The 17456-nt window shown below is 72.8% G+C and carries 14 protein-coding genes; 10 read left to right on the top strand and 4 right to left on the bottom strand.

Going from position 1 to position 17456, the window contains the following annotated elements:
• Nucleotides 1-292: 292 nt before the first annotated feature.
• The 5 genes from ACZ6BG_RS11000 to ACZ6BG_RS10980 all read left to right on the top strand — a co-directional run bounded on the left by ACZ6BG_RS11000 (nt 293) and on the right by ACZ6BG_RS10980 (nt 8042).
• On the top strand, nt 293-928 hold the full coding sequence (locus ACZ6BG_RS11000) for a hypothetical protein (protein WP_468999610.1): 636 nt from the start codon (nt 293-295) through the stop codon (nt 926-928).
• A gap of 160 nt (nt 929-1088) precedes the next feature.
• Nucleotides 1089-2258 carry a macro domain-containing protein gene (locus ACZ6BG_RS10995; protein ID WP_468999609.1) on the top strand — a complete coding sequence of 390 codons (1170 nt, stop codon included), beginning with the start codon at nt 1089-1091 and terminating at the stop codon, nt 2256-2258.
• 164 nt (nt 2259-2422) lie between these two features.
• Nucleotides 2423-3100 carry a hypothetical protein gene (locus ACZ6BG_RS10990; protein WP_468999608.1) on the top strand — a complete coding sequence of 226 codons (678 nt, stop codon included), beginning with the start codon at nt 2423-2425 and terminating at the stop codon, nt 3098-3100.
• A gap of 2 nt (nt 3101-3102) precedes the next feature.
• Nucleotides 3103-3756, top strand: a complete 654-nt coding sequence (locus ACZ6BG_RS10985) for an RES family NAD+ phosphorylase (protein WP_468999607.1) — start codon at nt 3103-3105, stop codon at nt 3754-3756.
• A 119-nt stretch (nt 3757-3875) separates the two neighbouring features.
• Nucleotides 3876-8042, top strand: a complete 4167-nt coding sequence (locus ACZ6BG_RS10980; RefSeq protein ID WP_468999606.1) for a CHAT domain-containing protein — start codon at nt 3876-3878, stop codon at nt 8040-8042.
• A gap of 22 nt (nt 8043-8064) precedes the next feature.
• Here the strand turns inward: ACZ6BG_RS10980 and ACZ6BG_RS10975 are convergent, their stop codons facing one another.
• Nucleotides 8065-10269: a caspase family protein gene (locus ACZ6BG_RS10975; RefSeq protein WP_468999605.1), complete on the bottom strand. Its 2205-nt coding sequence runs from the start codon at nt 10267-10269 to the stop codon at nt 8065-8067.
• A gap of 401 nt (nt 10270-10670) precedes the next feature.
• Here ACZ6BG_RS10975 and ACZ6BG_RS10970 point away from each other — a divergent pair, with 401 nt between their 5' ends.
• The 3 genes from ACZ6BG_RS10970 (at nt 10671) to ACZ6BG_RS10960 (ending at nt 12249) form a co-directional block, all read left to right on the top strand.
• On the top strand, nt 10671-11216 hold the full coding sequence (locus ACZ6BG_RS10970) for a hypothetical protein (protein ID WP_468999604.1): 546 nt from the start codon (nt 10671-10673) through the stop codon (nt 11214-11216).
• A gap of 143 nt (nt 11217-11359) precedes the next feature.
• Nucleotides 11360-11896 (top strand): hypothetical protein, encoded by a 537-nt coding sequence (locus ACZ6BG_RS10965; protein ID WP_468999603.1) that lies wholly within the window; start codon nt 11360-11362, stop codon nt 11894-11896.
• A gap of 155 nt (nt 11897-12051) precedes the next feature.
• Nucleotides 12052-12249, top strand: a complete 198-nt coding sequence (locus tag ACZ6BG_RS10960; RefSeq protein WP_468999602.1) for a hypothetical protein — start codon at nt 12052-12054, stop codon at nt 12247-12249.
• A 190-nt stretch (nt 12250-12439) separates the two neighbouring features.
• On the opposite strand, the gene ACZ6BG_RS10955 is transcribed toward ACZ6BG_RS10960, so the two are convergent.
• Nucleotides 12440-12745, bottom strand: coding sequence for a hypothetical protein (locus tag ACZ6BG_RS10955; protein ID WP_468999601.1), 306 nt, complete (start codon nt 12743-12745; stop codon nt 12440-12442).
• 207 nt (nt 12746-12952) lie between these two features.
• Between ACZ6BG_RS10955 and ACZ6BG_RS10950 the strand changes: the two genes are divergently transcribed.
• Nucleotides 12953-13108 carry a hypothetical protein gene (locus ACZ6BG_RS10950; RefSeq protein ID WP_468999600.1) on the top strand — a complete coding sequence of 52 codons (156 nt, stop codon included), beginning with the start codon at nt 12953-12955 and terminating at the stop codon, nt 13106-13108.
• A gap of 138 nt (nt 13109-13246) precedes the next feature.
• On the opposite strand, the gene ACZ6BG_RS10945 is transcribed toward ACZ6BG_RS10950, so the two are convergent.
• Nucleotides 13247-14593 (bottom strand): M14 family metallopeptidase, encoded by a 1347-nt coding sequence (locus tag ACZ6BG_RS10945; protein WP_468999599.1) that lies wholly within the window; start codon nt 14591-14593, stop codon nt 13247-13249.
• A 212-nt stretch (nt 14594-14805) separates the two neighbouring features.
• Between ACZ6BG_RS10945 and ACZ6BG_RS10940 the strand changes: the two genes are divergently transcribed.
• Nucleotides 14806-16227 carry an Nramp family divalent metal transporter gene (locus ACZ6BG_RS10940; RefSeq protein ID WP_468999598.1) on the top strand — a complete coding sequence of 474 codons (1422 nt, stop codon included), beginning with the start codon at nt 14806-14808 and terminating at the stop codon, nt 16225-16227.
• A gap of 93 nt (nt 16228-16320) precedes the next feature.
• Here the strand turns inward: ACZ6BG_RS10940 and ACZ6BG_RS10935 are convergent, their stop codons facing one another.
• Nucleotides 16321-17379 (bottom strand): chitinase, encoded by a 1059-nt coding sequence (locus tag ACZ6BG_RS10935; RefSeq protein WP_468999597.1) that lies wholly within the window; start codon nt 17377-17379, stop codon nt 16321-16323.
• Between the last annotated feature and the right edge of the window lie 77 nt (nt 17380-17456).

The raw sequence follows: 17456 nt of genomic DNA, 5'->3' as shown, positions 1-17456 counted from the left end.
CCGATGGTGGATGTCTTCCCTGCACATGGGTGCGTGAGCGGTCAAGGTACCAAGGGGTCCGTGCGGCCACGGAGCCCGCGACGGAGGGCGGTGCCGTACGGCCTGCGAGCCCGCCGGGGCGGGCTACAGGATGGGTACGGGTCGGCAACGGGAGTGCTACGCGTGCCGACGCCGACGGATTTCCGGGAGCGACCGGGTAGCCTGCCCGGGGCTCTACGCCTTTCAATCACCTGTTCGCACCGTCCGCTCTGTGCGAACTGTCGGAAAAATTCAGTACTCGGGGGATCAGTACATGCGTGTCCGTCGCGCCGTCGGCGCCGCCGCTCTCGCTCTCACCGCCGTCGCCGTGCTCTCCGGTTGCACCGACAACCCGGAGGACAAGGCCTTCGGCGGTGGTGACGCGCCCGCGCCACCGACCATGCCGACCATGCCGAATCCCTCGCTGTCGCCGAACCCCAGCGGGCTGCCCGACACCCCGGGCACGTCGTCGGGCGGCTCCAGCGATTCCGGCGGGCTCAGCTCCGGCGGCTCCAGCGGCTCGGGCGGGCTCACCTCCGGCGGGTCCACCGGCTCGGGCGGGCTCAGCTCCGGCAGCAGCAGCCAGCCGACGTACGACTCGAACGCCATCGGCGAGGTGATCGGCCAGAACTGCAGCTACGAGCGCACCAACGGCCGGATCACCTACGACGTCGACATCCAGAACTCCTCCTCCGACCAGGCCTTCCGGTACTCCTTCTCGGTGGTGTTCAAGGTCGGCCAGTCATCCAGCTCCGCCGTCGCGAGCAGGACCCTCGCCTACCGGAGCGACACGGTGACCGTCTCCTCGGGCGGCGACCGGACCGTCGAGATGCACGCGCCGTACAGCACCAACGACCGCCTCGTCTACTCCTGCCAGGTGACCTCGGCCCGCAAGTACCCGGCGACGTAGCAACGGCCGCGCGGAACAGACCGCCGTCCGACCCGGATCCGACCCCGAACCGCCCCGCCGCGCCCCGTTCCCGACCGGCCCCTCGTGTGCAATGGGAGGCCGGGGGGAGCCGGGTGGGCGGGGCTTGTGGCGGGTGTGACGCGGTGCGATCCTTGCCGCCATGCCGGTCACTCCCCGTCCACCCGATCACGGATCGGTTCTCGCGGAGGTGAGGAGAGTGCGGCGTGCCGGACTCCTCAGGCTGCGCGAACTCGAGACACCCGAACTGATCCGCATAGCCCGCGAGTTACCCTCGGCGGCGCCGTCCCCGACGGACAGCGGAGCCGTGGAACGGCTGCTGCGGACCGCCGTCTCCGCCGTCGGCGGCGGCTCGCTCCAGGAGGCCGCCGAATTCACGCTCGGGCTCGCCCAGGGCACCCGGGACTGGCCCGCCTCCTCCCGGCGCAGGCGCGCCGCGCAGGTCTACGGCGTCAGCGTCGAACGCTTCCGCAAACACCATGAGCTGATGGTGCTCGGACAGATCGCGGAGCGGATCGTGGACATCGCGGCCCCGCGGCCGTCCCCGGAGGCGGCGGTGGGGGCGGTGGCGGCGGTGGGCGCTGCGGAGCGTGCCCGACCGGGTGCCGAAGTCCCCGCGGCCGCCCAGCGGCTGACCCTGCCGCCCGCCCACCGCACCGTCCCCGTCCGCCTCGCCCACCGCACCGTTCCCGTCACCGTGCACGTCCACTCGGTGGACCTCCTGCGCGACGTCGACGTCGTCCTGTCGCCGTCCAACACCTACTTCTCGCTGCCCGCCGCCTACAAGTCGTCCGTCGCGGCGACCCTGCGCAGGGCCGGGGCGCGCAGGGACGCCTCAGGGGGACTCGTCGAGGACCGCGTCCACGACGAGCTGGCGCGGTGGGCCGCACGGCACGCGGCGCCGGGGCGCGAGGCGCTGCCCGGCACGGTCGCCGCCACCTCGGCGGGCGCGCTCGCCGAACAGGGCATCCGGCGCATCTACCACGTGGCCGTGGCCGTGCCCCGGCCCGGCACCAACGACTACGACGTCCAGCCCGCCGACCTGACCCGCGGCGTCGCCCGCGCCCTCGCGCTCCTCACGGCCGAGAACGCGCACGCCGAACCGCCGCTCACCTCCGTCTGCCTGCCGCTCCTCGGCGCGGGCCGCGGCGGCCTGTCACCGCTGGAGAGCTTCTCCGCGCTGTGGGCGGCCGTGGAGGCGGAACTCGTCCGCGGCGCCGACCTCGACGTGCACTTCGTGGTCCGCAGACACGCCCGCGGCGACCTCGTCGAACGGCTCCTCGCCGGACTCGGCGGAGCGGACGGCCCATGAGGCCCGGGGCGCGGCGGCATCGGCCAACACCCAGGAAAGCCGGGCCCACCCGGCACCGACGCATCGACGAACGCCCATGAAGGCCGGGCCCACCCGGCACCGACGCATCGACGGACGCCCATGAAGGCCGGGCCCACCCGGCACCGACGAACGGGAGAAGGCCAGTGAATCCGTACGTCGTACTGGGCGCCGCGGCGGCCACCTGGGACCGCCTCGCCGCCCGGCTCGCGGGCCCGCCCCGCGACCGGCTCGCCGAGCTGCTCGCCGTCGTACGCCGTCGGGGCGCGGCCGAGACCGAACGGCGGGAGGCGGCCGAGCGGGCCGCGGAGCTGCTGCGGCACCGGTTCCCGGAGGAGTTCGGCGCCGGGCCGGACGCGCGCCTCGCCGGCGGCCTCATCGACGTCGCCGCCGACACCGACCCGCACCCCGCCTACCAGGGCTACTCGGCCGAGGACTTCGCCGTCCTGGTGATGGACGGACACCGCATGGTGGGGCCGGTGCTCGGGCCCGTGCGTGAACGGCTGCTCGCCGAGCCCGCGTGGGACGCCGACGTGCTGGCCCGGCAGGGCGGCGACCCGGAACTGCCCGCGCTCATCAGGCTCCCCGGCGAGGGCGGGCGACGGCGACTGCCCCGCTTCCAGTTCGACGGCGACGAGGCGGCGCCCCGCCCGGTCGTCCTGGAGGTCAACGCACACCTCGCCGCCGACCGGGACCCCTGGGGCGCCGCCGACTGGTGGCTGTCGGACAACGCCTGGCTCGGCGAGCGCCCCGCCCGGCTCCTCGACACCGGCAGGGACCGCCAACTGGTCGACACCGCACGGCTGTTGATGGAGGAGGGGTAGACGTGCCGAACTACCGCCCCCCGGCCGAGCCACAGGGCACGCCCGCCAAGGCGACCCTCCCGCGCGGCACCACCCTGTACCGCGTGCACTCCGGCCACCGCGACGCCGCCGCCTTCAACCCGCGCCCCTCCCACTGCCTGTACGGCGGCGGCCGGTTCGACGGCACGTCCTGCGATCCGTACGCCTACCTCTACGCGGGCATCGGCACGGCCGCCGCCGTCTGCGAGACCCTGCTGCGCTCCCTGCCCTTCGACCCGGACGGCGGGCCCCGCCTGCTGCCCCGCGTGAGCGTCGAGCACCGGCGCCTGAGCACCCTGCGGCTCGCCGCCGACACCGACGTCGTCTCCCTGACCACCGCACGGGACCTCGCCGCCGTGCACCAGGACAGCTGGCTGGTGCACACCGAGGCGAGCGAGTACGCGTACACCCGTGACTGGGCGCACTGGATCCGCGACCACACCGGCCCCTGGGCCCGGGGCCTGCTCTGGGCCTCCAAGCGGGAGCCGGGCGACCGCGCGGTGGTCCTCTTCGGCGACCGCTGCCCGCCGGGGACCGTCGAGGTCGTCGAGGACGGCGTCGTGGACTTCGGCACGGATGAAGGCCAGGAGTGGCTCAACTCCCTCCTTGAGCCGTACTTCGTCCGGATCGCGCCCTGAGCCCTGCTCCTTCCCGCCCACCGCGGGCCCCGCCCGTCGCCGTCCGCCGCGGGCCCACCCCGCCCCTTCCCGTCCCGTGCGGGCCCGCCCCGCTCCTCTCACCCCGTGGAGGCCGCCCCGTGACCACCGAAGACGCCGCGGCCCCCGCCGGTGCCGACGGCCTCCGCGCCCAGCGCGACGAACTCCTCGACATGCTCTGCGGGCTTGCCCCCGACGACCCGGACGCGCCCGAACTGCACGCCCGCGCAGGGTTCCTCGGCCTCCTCGCGTTCATGGAGGAGTGGCGCCCGGACGACCTGAGCCGGGCGGCCACGGCGTTCGACGCGGCCTTCCTCGCCCCCGGCGACTCGGCCGACTGGAGCCTGTGGCGGGCCGCGTACGCGCACGTCGTCGCGTTCCGCTACGAGGCCGACCCGCGGCCCGAACTCCTCGACGAGGCACTGCGCCGCTACGAGGAAGCGGTCCGCTGCGAGGGCCTCGACGACGCCGTCGTCCTCGGCATCCGCGCCAACCAGGGCCACCTGTACCTCCAGCGCACCCTGCGGCACGGCGGCACCGCCGCCGACGCCGAGGCGGCCGCCGCGCACTACGGGGCGGTCCTCGACGCGGGTCATCCGTCCAGCGACCTGCAGGAGGTGCGGTACGGCCTGGGGGTCGCGCTGGCGGAGCTGGCGTTCGCGTCCGGGAGCCTCGTGGCCAGGACGGTCGAGCGGGCCCGACTAGAGGAGGCCGCGGCGGAGTTGGACCGCGCGCTCAGCGAGGTGCGGCAGCGCCCGGGGGACGAACCGCCCTGGGTGCGGGACGCGGTGCTCCGCTCCGTCTACGTCCGCAGCGCGGTCTGGAGCGCCTGGCCCGATCCGCAGCAGGCCGAGGCCCTTGAGGGGAAGGTGCTCGACCTGCTCGACGACCCGGGGTACGAGGCGCTGCTCGGTCCGGGCCACTTCGACGGCTTCGGGAAGATCCTCTACGAGCGGGCGACACACCGTGGTGACGCCGCGGGCCGTGACCGGGCCATCGACCTGATCCGGCGCGCGATCGCGGTATGGCGGCCCGAGCGGGACGGCGGCGTCGCCAGGACGGCGCTGTGCCTGGCCCAGTTCCTCCAGGCGCGCTACTACGACGACAAGGACATACGCCGCGTCCAGGAAGTCGCCGAGGTCGCGGAGCTGGTCCTCGCCGAGGGCCGGGCCGAGGACCGGGTGTCCCGCGTCGTGCACGCGGGCGGGCAGATGATGGCCGGCTGGGCCCGGTTCGTCCTCCACGAACGCGGCCTCGTCCCGGACTCCGGCGACGCCATGTCCGCGGCCATCCAAGGGATGATGGACGCGGTGGAGGAGGGGTCGCTCTACTTCGACCACAGCGGCGGCGTCGAGGGCATGCCGGGCTGGTCGTCCGGCGCCACGCCGTCGGACGAGCTCGTCCCCCGCCTCGACCGGGCGTTCGCCGCCTGGAGCAGGGAGGAGTCCGAGGAGCACCGCGCGGAGGCGGCCCTCGAAATGCTGCGGTACATGCCGCACATGCCGATGTTCTTCGACCGGGCGAAGGAGAAGGACGCGCTGATCGCCTGCGTCCTCGCGTTCCGCCCGGACGACCCCGACTGGCAGCGGCAGGCCCACGCCGCGGTCGGCAACGTACGGCTTCGGGACTCCGTGGCAGGACTCGACAACCGGTTCGACGACATCGTCGACCACTTCATACGGGCCGGAGCCCGCCCGGCCACGGGAGCACCGGGAGCCCCCGGGGACGCGGACGAAGCCGGTGCCGTGACGGACGCGGAACGGCAGCACCAGCACGCCGCGGAGATCGGCTACCTCCAGGCCCTCGGCGCGCGCTCGGAGCACGCCGCGACCGGCGACGACCGGGACGCCGCCCGGGCGACGTGGGCGCGCCTTCGCCACAGCCCGCAGATCACCGAGCACAACCGCCGCCTCCTGGACGCCAAGTACGCCGCGGCCGACACCCTGGACGCCGTGGCGCGCGGCGACGTGGCCGAGGCCGACCGGAACATCCGCGTCGCCGCCGAGGCCCGCGACGGGCTCGCGGACGACCACCCGGCACGCGCCGAACTCGGCACGGTCATCGAGGACCTGCTCTACGCCCGCGACCGGCTCGCCCGCGCCCTCGGACTTCCGCCCGCGCCGCCCCTCGCCGACCGGCTCAGCGCGGCCCGGATGCGCGCGGAGGCCCGCCGCCTGCCGCGCGACCGCCGGGCCCGGGTCCTCGGCGACAGCGGCGCCGTGCGCGTGGGGCGCGCCGCCGACCCCTGGGACCCGGCCGCGTTGCGGGAGGCCATGGAACTGCTGCAGGACGGGTACGACCTGGCCGAGCAGGGCAGTGACGACAGCCTGCGGTACGCCACGGGTCTCGGCGGGGGCCACTGCACCCTCGCCGAGGCGGAGCGCGACCCCGCCGCCCGCGCCCGCTCCCTCGCGACCGGCATCGACCTCCTGGAGACGGCGCTGCGCGGCTGCGGCGGCCCCGAGCACCGCCTCTACGCCCACACGGGCCGCACACTCGCCCATGCCCTGCGCCTGCGCGGCGACCTCGACACCGCACGCCGCACCGGACTCGACGCCCTCCGCGGCCACACCTGGGCGGCCCTCCTGCAGTCCGGCACCGGCCACGCCGCGCAGGCCGCCGCGCAGGCCACCGACGCCGCACTCGAAGTCGCCGCCTGGTGCCTGCGCGACAACGCCCTGGAGGAGGCCGTGCAGGCGCTCGACGCCTGCCGCGGCCTGGTCCTGCACGCGGCCACCACGTCGAGCACCGTGCCCGAACGCCTCGTCGCCGCCGGCCACGAGGAACTGGCCCGGGAGTGGCGGGAGTCCGGCGCGGAGGCCGCGCTCGACCCGGCCGCCGCCGCGCCGACCCTGCCCAGCTCGCTGCGCCGCCGCGTGCTCGCCGCCCTCACCGGCTCCGGCGGCGCCCAGGGCCGGCTCCTCGACCCGCCCACGACGGCCGAGATCGCGGCGGCCCTGCGCACCCAGGGCAAGGACGCCCTGGTCTACCTGGTGCCCGCGTCCGACGACATCGGCGGCACCGCCGTCGTCGTCACGTCGAGCGGTGACGTGACGTGCGTACCGCTGCCGCTCCTGAACCGGGACGCGGCGCCGCTGCGGGAGTACGCTCCCGCAGCTCCCGCAGCTCCCGCAGCTCCCGCAGCTCCCGCAGCTCCCGCAGCTCCCGCAGCTCCCGCAGCTCCCGCAGCTCCCGCAGCTCCCGCAGCCACCGCAGCCCCTGCCACCGCCGCCGATGCCGCCCCCGCAGTCACCGCCGCCGATGCCGCCACCGCCGCCCGCGACCTGGGCCCGGTGCCGGGCGCCGCGCCCGGCCGCCGCCCGCGGCCGCCCCTGCGCGCCCAGCTCGACCGGCTCTGCGGCTGGGCCTGGTCCGCCGGATTCAAGCCGCTCCTCGACGCCTTCGCCGCCCCCGCGGGGCGCGGCCCGCGCCTGGTCCTCGTCCCGATGGGCACCCTCGGCCTGGTCCCCTGGCACGCGGCCTGGACCCGAGACCCCGACGGCCGCCGCCGGTACGCGCTCGCCGACGCGGAGATCTCCTACGCCGCGTCGGCGCGGCTGCTCTGCGAGGTGGCCGCCCGCCCCGCCGTCCCGCACACGGGCGCCGCCCTGGTCGTCGGCGATCCCACCGGCGACCTGCGGTACGCGGGCGAGGAGGCGGACGCCGTGCAGCGCGTCTTCTACCCGCGCGGCCAGTTCCTCGGGCGCCGCGCGGTCGGGGACGGCGCCGGTCCGGGGACGCCGCACGAGGTGGTGTCCTGGCTGACGCGCGACGGCGGCGACGACGGCGCCGTCCTGCACCTCGCCTGCCACGCCGCCGTCACGCCGAGCGCCCGGCGCAGCTCCCACCTGAGCCTGTACGGCGGCGAGTTGTCGGCCGAGGAACTCACCGAGGCGGTCGGCGCGGGCCGCCGGGGACGGCTCGGCCTCGTCCTGCTCGCCGCCTGCCGCAGCCATGTCTCCGGACACGGCCACAACGAGGCGTACAGTCTCGCGACCGCGTTCCTGGTCGCGGGCGCGCGGTCCGTCGTGGGCTCGCTCTGGCCGGTGCCCGACGACGCCACGTCGGTCCTGATGTTCATGGCCCACCACTACCTCAGGGCCGAGGGCGAGCCGCCCGCGCGGGCCCTGCGCCGCGCCCAGTTGTGGATGGTCGACCCGGACCGGGTCCTGCCACCCACGCTCCCCGCGTCGCTCGCGTTCCGGGCCCGCCGCGTCGACCCGGACGACCTGAGCGCGTGGGCGGGGTTCACGCACCTGGGTCAGTAGGCGTCAGTAGGCGTCCGGTAGGTCAGCAGGCGTCCGGCACGACGGTACGCAGGCTGATCGTGCGGGCGGTCCAGCGGCCGGGGGACCCGGAGCTGACGCCGCCGAGGTCACGGCCGGCCGCTTCGGGCGGGTCGAGCCGCAGCGCCCCCGTACCGAAGCCGACGACGGCGTCCCGCGCCCCCGAGCGATCCGCGTCCCACGCGGGCAGGTGGAACGGCACCGTGTTCAACTCGCCCTCGGCGACGACGAGCTTCAACCAGTCGCGCGCGAACGCCCCCGGCACGGCCGCCCGGGACGCGGGCAGCGACAACTGCACCGGCTCCCCGTCCAACGCGTGGCCGGTGCGGCCAGGCCCGATGAAGTGGCCCGGAAACAGCACCGAGTGGCTTCCGTAGCTGTCGGTGAGATCGAGCAGCAGACACCACAGCGTGCGTCCGGGCGACCGGTTGTGCAGCCGGATCGACACCCACGGCTCGCGCGGCTCCGCCCCCTCCGGCCCGTACGCGCAGACGATCTCACCGCTGCCGTCCGGCACCAACGCCTGTCCCGGCGGGGCGCCCCACGGTGTGATCTCCACCTGGATCAGGTTGTCGAGCACCGAGGGCCGCGGCGCCAGATCGCGGATCTGATGCCAGCGGGTGAGGTGCGACAGGCAGTTCACGAGCCGCGGTACGTCACCGGGCTCGGCGAGGGGCAGCGGCGCGGTGAGGGGGGTGTCGTCGCGCCGGAGGATGTGGGCGAGGCCGTCTCGGGGGGATATGCGGAAGTGGAGGTCGGCGGGGGTGGACGGGGTGGACGGGGTGGCGGTGGCGTCCGCGTCAGTGGGGGCGGCGGTGGCGTCCGCGTCGGCGGGGGCGGAGGGGGTGGCGGCCTCCGAGTCGGCGGGCGTGGGGGCGGAGGCCAGGCGGAGCAGGGGGGAGGGGCCGTTGCCTGGGCCGGAGGTCGCGACGGCGTGCCTGAAGTCGGCTTCCAGGGCGGAGAGTCGCTTGCCGGTGGGTTCGGCCGCGCGCGTCCCGCCCGAAGGCGCCTCGAAGCTCACCGTTGCAAGCGGAAGCGCCAGGGCCGACAGCGCCACCGGGTACACCCGCCCCGCGTCGGGCTCCCACCCCAACGGGTCCACGAGCGTACGGTCGGCGTACACCTCGCGCGCCCGCAGCTCCCGGGCCCGGGCTTCCTGTGCCCGGGATTCCTGTGCCTGAGGTTCCTGTGCCTGAGGTTCCTGTGCCTGAGCGTCCCGGCCCTGCGCGGGACGCTCAGCCGCGCCCTCGATCTCCCCTCCGTCCCCGACGCCCTCGTCCCCCACAACCCGGAACTCCGTCCCCGAAGCCCCCGCCCCGTCCCGCAGCCCGTGCCCCGTCCCGCAGTCGACCTCCCACCCCCGCGCGCCGAACCGCAGCAGATAAGGACCCGGCACCCGGACCACGGCCCCACCCAGGAACGGCAGATCGGCGACGCCCCCCGGAGTGGCCGGGAACAGCACCGGCTGCTGCCCGACGCCACCGCGCCGCACCCGCGCGTCCGCCGCCGCGAGAAGATTCCGGTACGTCACGTCGGGCCCCGCGTCCCGGACGGCGCCGAGGAGGGCGTACGTGAACGCGCCGTGCGGTCGACCGCCGAACTGCCCCTCGTACGAAAGCTGGTCGAGCCGACTCGCGGCGAGGAGCACGTGCCGCGCGGTGTCCTCGCGTACAGGCACGTCCCGGGCCTCGGCTGTGCGGGAGGCACGCGGGTGCGACGGCTCGGAGGCGGGCGTGGGCGCAGGCGCGAACCGGGCGATGAGGCCCTCCGGCTCCCGGGTCGCACCGCCCGAGAAACAGCAGTCGAGGACGGCGGCGACGTGCGCGCCGCGCGCGGCCACCGCGTCGAGCAGCGCGCCGAGGCGCTTGTCGGGCAGCGGCCCGTCCGCGCACAGCAGGGCCTGGTTCCGGCCGGTCGCCTCGACGAGCAGGTCGGCGCCCGTGGCCCAGGTGCGCGTGCCGTGCCCGGAGAACCAGAAGAGCGCCGTGTCGCCCGGCCCCGCGGCGCCGAGGAAGCGCCGGATGCCGGCCTCGACCACGTCCACGGTCGCCTCGCCGTCACACACCAAGGCGGTCCTGGCGGTGCCGTTGGTACGCCGGGTCAGCAACTCGCGGGCGGCGGTGACGTCGTTGACGCAGCCGCGCAGGGGCCTGGCGAGCCGCGGATCGTAGGCGTTGAGGCCCACGAGGAACGCGAAGATCGATCCCATGCCGGGAGTCTGACAGTGGGGCAGCACCGACGAAATGCTTCAACTGGGCGTCAGCTGGCTGACTTTGGGGTCACATCGGGCCACGTGTCCCTGAGGCGGGGCTGTGAGTCGTCGGGCGGGCGCCCGCTGTGGCTGCCGGGACGCGCCGTTCGCGGCAACGCACGTGCTTTGGCTGGTACGGCGCGGTCGTCGGCGCGTGGTGTTCCGTGAGCGTGCCTGGACAGGGCAAGGCGCCGGGCGACGGAGTCGGTGGGTCGGCCTGGTGGACCTGGACCTCGTGATGGCTGGAACTGACGTCATGGGTGATCATCTGAATACGGACTGTCGTACCCCGTGGCTAGAGTTGCTCAGTAGTTCGCGATAGCTATGTGATCTGACTGTGGTCGTTCGGGGGTGGACTGGTGCTGTCAGGCTCGGGTGGGGCGACGCCGTCAGGGAGGTCGGGCGCCGCGTCGTGGATGCCGGACGTGCTCGGCGGCGTACGGGACGCGGCCGCTGATGTGGCCACGGAGTTCTCGTCCTTCGTCAAGTTCAAACAGCGCGTCGACGAGCTGATCCACGACCTCAAGGGGTCCCCGGCAGGCCCGGGCAAGGTGGGACAAGAGCCGCTGGCGCGCGCCCAGTTCGGCGCCGGGGACGGGGCCTGGGCCGAGGCGTCCGGCGTCTTCGGCGCGTACGAAACGGTGATCACCGAACTCGAGACCCTGTCCAAGCTCCTTTCCGACTCCATAGAGGGCATGGGCATCGCCGTCCTCGCCTCGCACAAGGGGTATCGGAACGTCGACGACGACATTCGCGATCGCATGGCGGAGATCAGCGCGGGGATCGCGGAGCGGTACGGGTCCGGTGGCGCGGGTGGCGCAGGGGGCACCGGTGGCAGGGAGGAGCCGGGCCGGGTGGACCGGGGCCCGGCGGATCGGGCGGGCGACGCGGGAGGGACGATCTGATGGGCGGCACCTCGTTCGAGTCCATGAGCCACGAGCAGATGCTGGCGTAGCTGGACCAGGCGAACAGCGGCCACGTCCACGCGGCCGCGGACCGTCTCGTCGCCGCGGCCACGGAGATCCGCAAGATCGCGGACGAACTGGACGTGCGCCCGCAGTGGGTGCGGTGGAAGGGCGAGGGCGCGTCGGCGTTCCGTACGTGGAGCGGGGACCTGGCCAACTCGACGCTTCGCCTCGGGGACTTCAGCGAGGAGTCGGCGAGGTGGCTGTCGCGGGCGTCGGAGGCGATCGCCAACGCCCAGGCGTCGATCCCTCGTGACAAGGGTGCCGCGCAAGGGAACTCGGCGGCGGCGCAGGCCAACGCCAACGACCCGGACGCGCGGGCGGTCGGCGCGAAGTCGGCGGACGAGCTGGAGCGGATCGCGGCGGCCAAGGAGAAGGTCCGGCAGGAGGCTGCGGCGGAGATGCGGAAGCTGGGGCAGGCGTATCGGTTGAGCGACCTGGCCACCGGCGGAGGCTGCGCCGACAGCGCGGCCTTACTGAAGCGCAAGGCGGAGCTGGCCGACTGGAAGGGCGTCAACGCCACGGTGGGCAAGGCGTTCGTAGTGAAGACGGCGTCCGAGTTCGACGACGCCGTCACACGTCGGCGCAGAGCGTACTCGCGGTCCTTCAGGGTGCGCTGAAGGCGTTCGCCCAGCACAAGGACGAGATGGAGCGCGTGGCGGACGGCGCAGCGAAGCGCAACATCCGCATCACCCCGGCAGGCGGGGCGGAGGCCCGCTCGCCGCGGTAAGCCGCCAAGGACGGCACTCCCACGCAGGCGGATCTCGTCGCGGTCATGCTGGACGCCACCCGCGTCCTGCGAGAGGCGGACGAGACGGACCACATCGCCGAACGGGCCCTACGCGCACTGGCACGCGGCAAGCACGACTTCTCCGACGTCCGCGTGAACAGCCTCGACCACGCGAAGGACCTCCAGGGCCGGGCGGACGCGAACCGCACGGCAGTAACGCGAACATCGGCAACCTCGGCATGACGACCGTGCGGAATCTCCTGGGAACGGTGGGTACGGACCCCGGAGCCTACGGCGCCATCCTCAACGCCCAGCAATCCACCACGACCCAGCTCATTCACGAGACGGTCCAGAAACCCTGATGGCCTTTCTGAGGCGACGGTCAAGAGCGATGTGAGCAACAGGGTCGCCCCGGGCGCTGGGATCGCCGGAATCATGGCCGAAGCGCGCGCAAGCTGTCCATGACGACCGAATCGCGGCTGACGAGGAATTCAACAGCAGCATCGATACGACGGGCAAGTGGGCGGAACGCGCCATCACGATCGGCGTGAGTGGTATTCCCTACGTCGGCGATGTAGTGGGCTGGATCGCTGAGGACGCACGTGAGAGTGTCGTCGACAAGTACCGCAGAGATTCCAGTGAAGACGCGGCGCAGGAGCGGCAGGAATTCCTGGACGAGCAGCGCGAGAATTCTGCCGATGCCACGTACGATGCCGTGCGCAGCGCGGCGAGGCAGCATGGGCAGAGTCCTGCCGAGTTGGACACGGACAGCTTCAAGACTCGTCACGAGGCGGAAGAACAAGTCGAACGTGTCGCCAGCAACCCGGGAAGTGCCCCGCTGCGACTCGGTGAAGCTCGGGGATACACCTCGAAGCGTGCCGCTGTGCTGCTCCTGAACTGCCCAATGCAGGGCTACCCGGGCGCTATCACAGCGAGGGTCTACGACATGGACGAATTCCCGTCGGACAGCTCGGACGCCAAGGCCTTCGCCGAACTGACCGCCGAAACCCTGCGCCTGGCCGCCCAGAAGGTCTACAAGTGCGGCACCAGCCCGGCCCTCCCCGCCGGCTCCCCGAGCCTCGGTCAGCCGAGGAGCGAGTGACGAGTGACGAGTGACGAGTGCCGAGTGACAGACAGGAGTACGGCGAGCAGCAGGAACACGGCGAGAGGTCTCAAGGAGACACCCCTCGCCGTGCCCGCGTAGCCCTGACTGCCGTCAGTCGGCTGCCGTCAGCCGCCGTCAACTACCGGAGCAGTACTGCTGCTCCTTCCCGATGGACCGATACATGCAATCCGCGTTCTCCAGAAGCTGGAGCACAGCGTCCCGGTTCCGGGACGTCTCGCGTTCGATGACCTCGTCGGGCGGGTAGAAGCCGCCGCCACCGGAGCGCGGGTACATCTCGAAGGTGTAGCTGAAGATCTTCTGGTTGCCCCACAGCCAGTCGTCGATGGAGCCGTCGGTGATGTAGAGGTCGCTGGCCTGTTCGGGGGTGTAGCCGTTGCTCGCGGCCATCTTGCGGCCGACGGCCGCGTGCGCGTCGCGGTCGTCCTGGGTGAGGCCGGGGGCCGTGTCGGCGGTGGTGTAGCCGTAGGGCCACAGGATCAGTTCGCTGTAGGTGTGGAAGTCGATGCCGGCCTTGATCTGCTGCTTGCCGCCGACGACCCGGCTGCGTACGAAGTCCGCGACGACCTTGACCTCGGGGGCGGACTCGGCGCGCGGCCCGCGGTAGGTCTCGGAGCCGGTGGAGCCGGAGGAACCGCCGCAGCAGCCCCACTTGAAGTTCCAGTTGCGGTTCATGTCGGTGCCGACGTTGGCCGAACCGGCGTTGGGCTGGCGGTTCTTGCGCCAACTGCGGTAGGAGCCGCTGGCGATGTCGTACTCGCCGCCGTCGGGGTTGAGGTCCGGCACGATCCAGATCTCGCGGGAGTCGACGACCTTCTTGACGCGGGCGTCGGTGGAGTAGCCGGCGCCCAGCTCGCGCATCAGGTAGAGGGCCATCTCCACCGTGAGGTGCTCACGGGCGTGCTGGTGGTGGGTGAAGAGGACCTCGGGCTCGCTCTCGTCGGTGCCGACGTTGTCGCTGATCTTGATGGCGACGATGTCGCGGCCCTGGTGGGTCTTGCCGATGACGCGCTTGCTCATCAGGTTCGGGTACTGCTGGAGCCGCTGGTCGATCTCCGCGTTCATCTCGGCGTAGTTGTGGTAGCGGGAGTCGGCGGGCGGGAAGTCGCGCACCTCGACGCGCTTGCCGTCGGTGCGGGCGGGCGGCGCGGGAAGCACCTTGAGCTTGTACCCGAGGGCGCGCAGCTTCTTGGCCTGGGCGGCGTCCGCGGTGACGACGACCGCGTGGTCGTCGGCCTCGTCGATGGACACGCCGGTGGCGGCGACCGCCGTGCGCGCGGCGGGGGTCGAGGGACCCGGGATGGAGTACTGGCGGACGTCCTCGTCGGCCGCGGTGGCGGCGGCCGCCTTCTTGGCCGAGGGGGACGAGGAGTCGGACGCGTTGGCGCTGAGGGGCGCCGCGACCGCGAGGGCCAGCATGGCCGCGAGGGCCGCTGATCTCTTTCCGCGTATGCGAAGTCGCATGAATGCTCCTGTGGGGGTGGGGGGTTGTGCCGTGCGGCGTGCGGCTTACAGGAGGAGCGGGGCGCGCGGCGTACGCCGAGTGCGGCGCGTACGCCCGGTGGTACGGCCGTGCGGGCCCATGGTCGCGGCATGGCATGCTCCGGTCAATGGCGCCTTTGAGCCGTCCCTGCGCGCCTCTTGTGCACCAGGAGTCTTTGCGCTTTCTTGATCGCATGGCTGAAATCACGGGTGGCGAGGTCGGTGAGAACGGCGGAGCGGGTGCGGGCGGGGTCAAGGTCCCGCTGCGCAAACCCAGCTGGAAGTACGTGGGCCCGGGCATCGTCGTCGCCGCGACCGGCGTGGGAGCGGGCGACCTCGTCGCCACGCTGATCGCGGGCAGCAAGTTCGGCTACACCCTCCTCTGGGCCGCGATCATCGGCTGCCTGGTCAAGATCTCCCTCGCGGAGGCCACCGGCCGCTGGCATCTGGCCACCGGCCGCACCCTCTTCGAGGGCTGGCGCAGCCTCGGCCAGTGGACGACGTACTACTTCGGCGTCTACGTCGTCGTGTGGGGCTTCGTGTACGGCGCCACGGCGATGTCGTCCAGCGCGCTGCCGCTGGTCGCGCTGTTCCCGGACGGGCCGGGCCTGAAGACCTGGGCGGTCGTCTGCGGGCTGCTCGGCCTCGCCTTCGTGTGGTTCAACCGGTACGCCGTCTTCGAGAAGGTCATGACGGTCGTGATCGGGATGAAGTTCCTGGTCGTCGTGTACGTCGCGATCAGGGTCGCCCCCGACCTCGGCAACGCGTTCGCGGGCCTCGCCCCGGTCCTGCCGGACGGCTCCATCCTCTACACCCTCGGCCTGATCGGCGGCGTCGGCGGCACCATCACCATGGCGGCGTACGGGTACTGGGTGAACTCCAAGGGCTGGACCGACATCACCTGGATCCGGGTGATGCGCCTGGACAACCGCGTCGCGTACATCACCACCGGCGTCTTCGTCGTCGCCATGCTCATCATCGGCGCGGAGCTGCTTCACTCCTCGCACATCGCGCTCACCTCGGGCGACAAGGGCCTGATCCAGCTCGGCGACGTCCTGGAGGACCGCTTCGGCGCGGTCACCGCGAACCTGTTCCTCATCGGCTTCTTCGCGACGTCGTTCGGCGCGCTGATGGGCGTGTGGCACGGGGTGAGCCTGATGTTCGCGGACTTCGTGGAGCGGTTCCTGCGGGAGCGGGGGGCCGGGGACGGCGCCGCGGTGTCCGGGGGCGCCGAGGGGGAGGCCGTCAGCGCCGACACGGGCCCGGACCCCACTGCGGGGGTCGCCGCCGAGAGCGACATGGTCAAGGAGGTCGCCGCGGGCAGGCGCGAGAAGTCCCTCCCCTTCCGCGCCTACCTGCTCTGGCTGACCTTCCCGCCCATGGGCCTGCTCTTCCTCGACGAGCCCTTCGGCCTGGTCGTGGCGTACGGCGTGCTCGGCGCGTTCTTCATGCCCTTCCTCGCCCTCACCTTGCTCTGGCTCCTCAACACCTCGCGCACACCGGCCCCGTGGCGCAACAGCTGGCTGAGCAACGGCATGCTGACGATCGCGGGCCTGCTGTTCCTGGTGCTGTGCGTCAAGCAGGTCATCGACGTGGACTGGGAACGCCTCTTCTGACCCGTACGAGTCCGAGGACGCCCCCGTGCAAGACGGCAGCGCCGCCGGGGGAGCGGCGGCGCTGCGGACAGAGGGTGACCCCGGACGGTACGGCTACGGCAGCCCGTGTACGTGCGGACCCACGGCGTTGGACCACGCGTTGCCGTTGGCCGCGTCCCAGTTGGTCGACCAGGTCATCGCGCCCCGGATGCCGGGGTAGGTCCTGGACGGCTTGAAGGAGCCGCAGTTGGTGCCCTTGGCCAGGCAGTCGAGGGCGTTGTTGACGACGGACGGGGCGACATGGCCCGACCCGGCGCCGCGCGTCGAGGCGGGGGTGCCGATGCCGACCTGGGACGGCGCGAGCCCGCCCTCCAACTGGATGCAGGCGAGGGCGGTCAGGAAGTCCACGGACCCCTGGCTGTACACCTTGCCGTCGCACCCGAGCATGGAACCGCTGTTGTAGTACTGCATGTTGACGACCGTGAGGATGTCCTTCACGTTCAGGGCCGTCTTGAAGTACTCGTTGTTCTTGTTCTGCATGTCGATGGTCTGCGGCGCCATCGTCAGGACGAACCCGGGACCGGCCTTCTGCCCCAGCGACTTCAGCGCCTGCGTCATGTAGGTGGAGTTGAGCCCGTTCTCCAGGTCGATGTCGACGCCGTCGAACCCGTACTGCTGCATCAGGGAGTAGACGGAGTTCGCGAAGTTCGTGGCGGCGGCGGAGCTGTTGACCGCGACGGCACCGCGCTCACCGCCGACCGAGATGACGACGGACTTGCCCGCCGCCTTCTTCGCCTTGATGTCGGCCTTGAACTGATCGACGGTGTACCCGCCGAGCCCGGCCGAGTCCAGGTTGAAGGTCACCTGCCCCGGCGTCCCGGTGGCATCGGCGAAGGCCACCGCGATGATGTCGTACTGGTCCTGCACCTGGCTGAGCTTCTGCACGGTGGCGCCGTTGTTGAAGTTCTGCCAGTAGCCGGTGAGGGCGTGCTTGGGCACGGCGTTGGCCCCGGCGGCGGCCTGCGTCCCGGCGGCCGCCCGGAAACCGGTGTCCTTCGCGTCCGGCGACGCGTCGGCGCTCGCGGTGCCACCGGTCGCGAGCCCGGCGATCGCGAGCCCGAGCGCGGCGAGCCCGCCGACGAGGGCGCTCCTCTTCCTGTGTGCGCGGTCCATCTTCTGCCTCCGTGGGGGGAGTTGGGGAGGAGGTACGAAAACGGGTGGCCACCGCTGGTCGTACAAGCTGGTCCAGA

Source organism: Streptomyces sp. NPDC041205 (genome assembly GCF_055591765.1).
Note: the sequence above shows the minus strand (reverse complement) of the source record. Positions and strands in the feature narration are given on the sequence as shown.

Coding starts and splice junctions, on each gene's coding strand:
- ACZ6BG_RS10955 (WP_468999601.1), bottom strand. CDS start 12,745: ATGCTGCCTCGCCGCGCTGCGCACGGCATCGTACGTGGCATCGGCAGA.
- ACZ6BG_RS10945 (WP_468999599.1), bottom strand. CDS start 14,593: ATGCGACTTCGCATACGCGGAAAGAGATCAGCGGCCCTCGCGGCCATG.
- ACZ6BG_RS11000 (WP_468999610.1), top strand. CDS start 293: ATGCGTGTCCGTCGCGCCGTCGGCGCCGCCGCTCTCGCTCTCACCGCC.
- ACZ6BG_RS10950 (WP_468999600.1), top strand. CDS start 12,953: ATGGACGAATTCCCGTCGGACAGCTCGGACGCCAAGGCCTTCGCCGAA.
- ACZ6BG_RS10960 (WP_468999602.1), top strand. CDS start 12,052: ATGCTGGACGCCACCCGCGTCCTGCGAGAGGCGGACGAGACGGACCAC.
- ACZ6BG_RS10975 (WP_468999605.1), bottom strand. CDS start 10,269: ATGGGATCGATCTTCGCGTTCCTCGTGGGCCTCAACGCCTACGATCCG.
- ACZ6BG_RS10995 (WP_468999609.1), top strand. CDS start 1,089: ATGCCGGTCACTCCCCGTCCACCCGATCACGGATCGGTTCTCGCGGAG.
- ACZ6BG_RS10940 (WP_468999598.1), top strand. CDS start 14,806: ATGGCTGAAATCACGGGTGGCGAGGTCGGTGAGAACGGCGGAGCGGGT.
- ACZ6BG_RS10935 (WP_468999597.1), bottom strand. CDS start 17,379: ATGGACCGCGCACACAGGAAGAGGAGCGCCCTCGTCGGCGGGCTCGCC.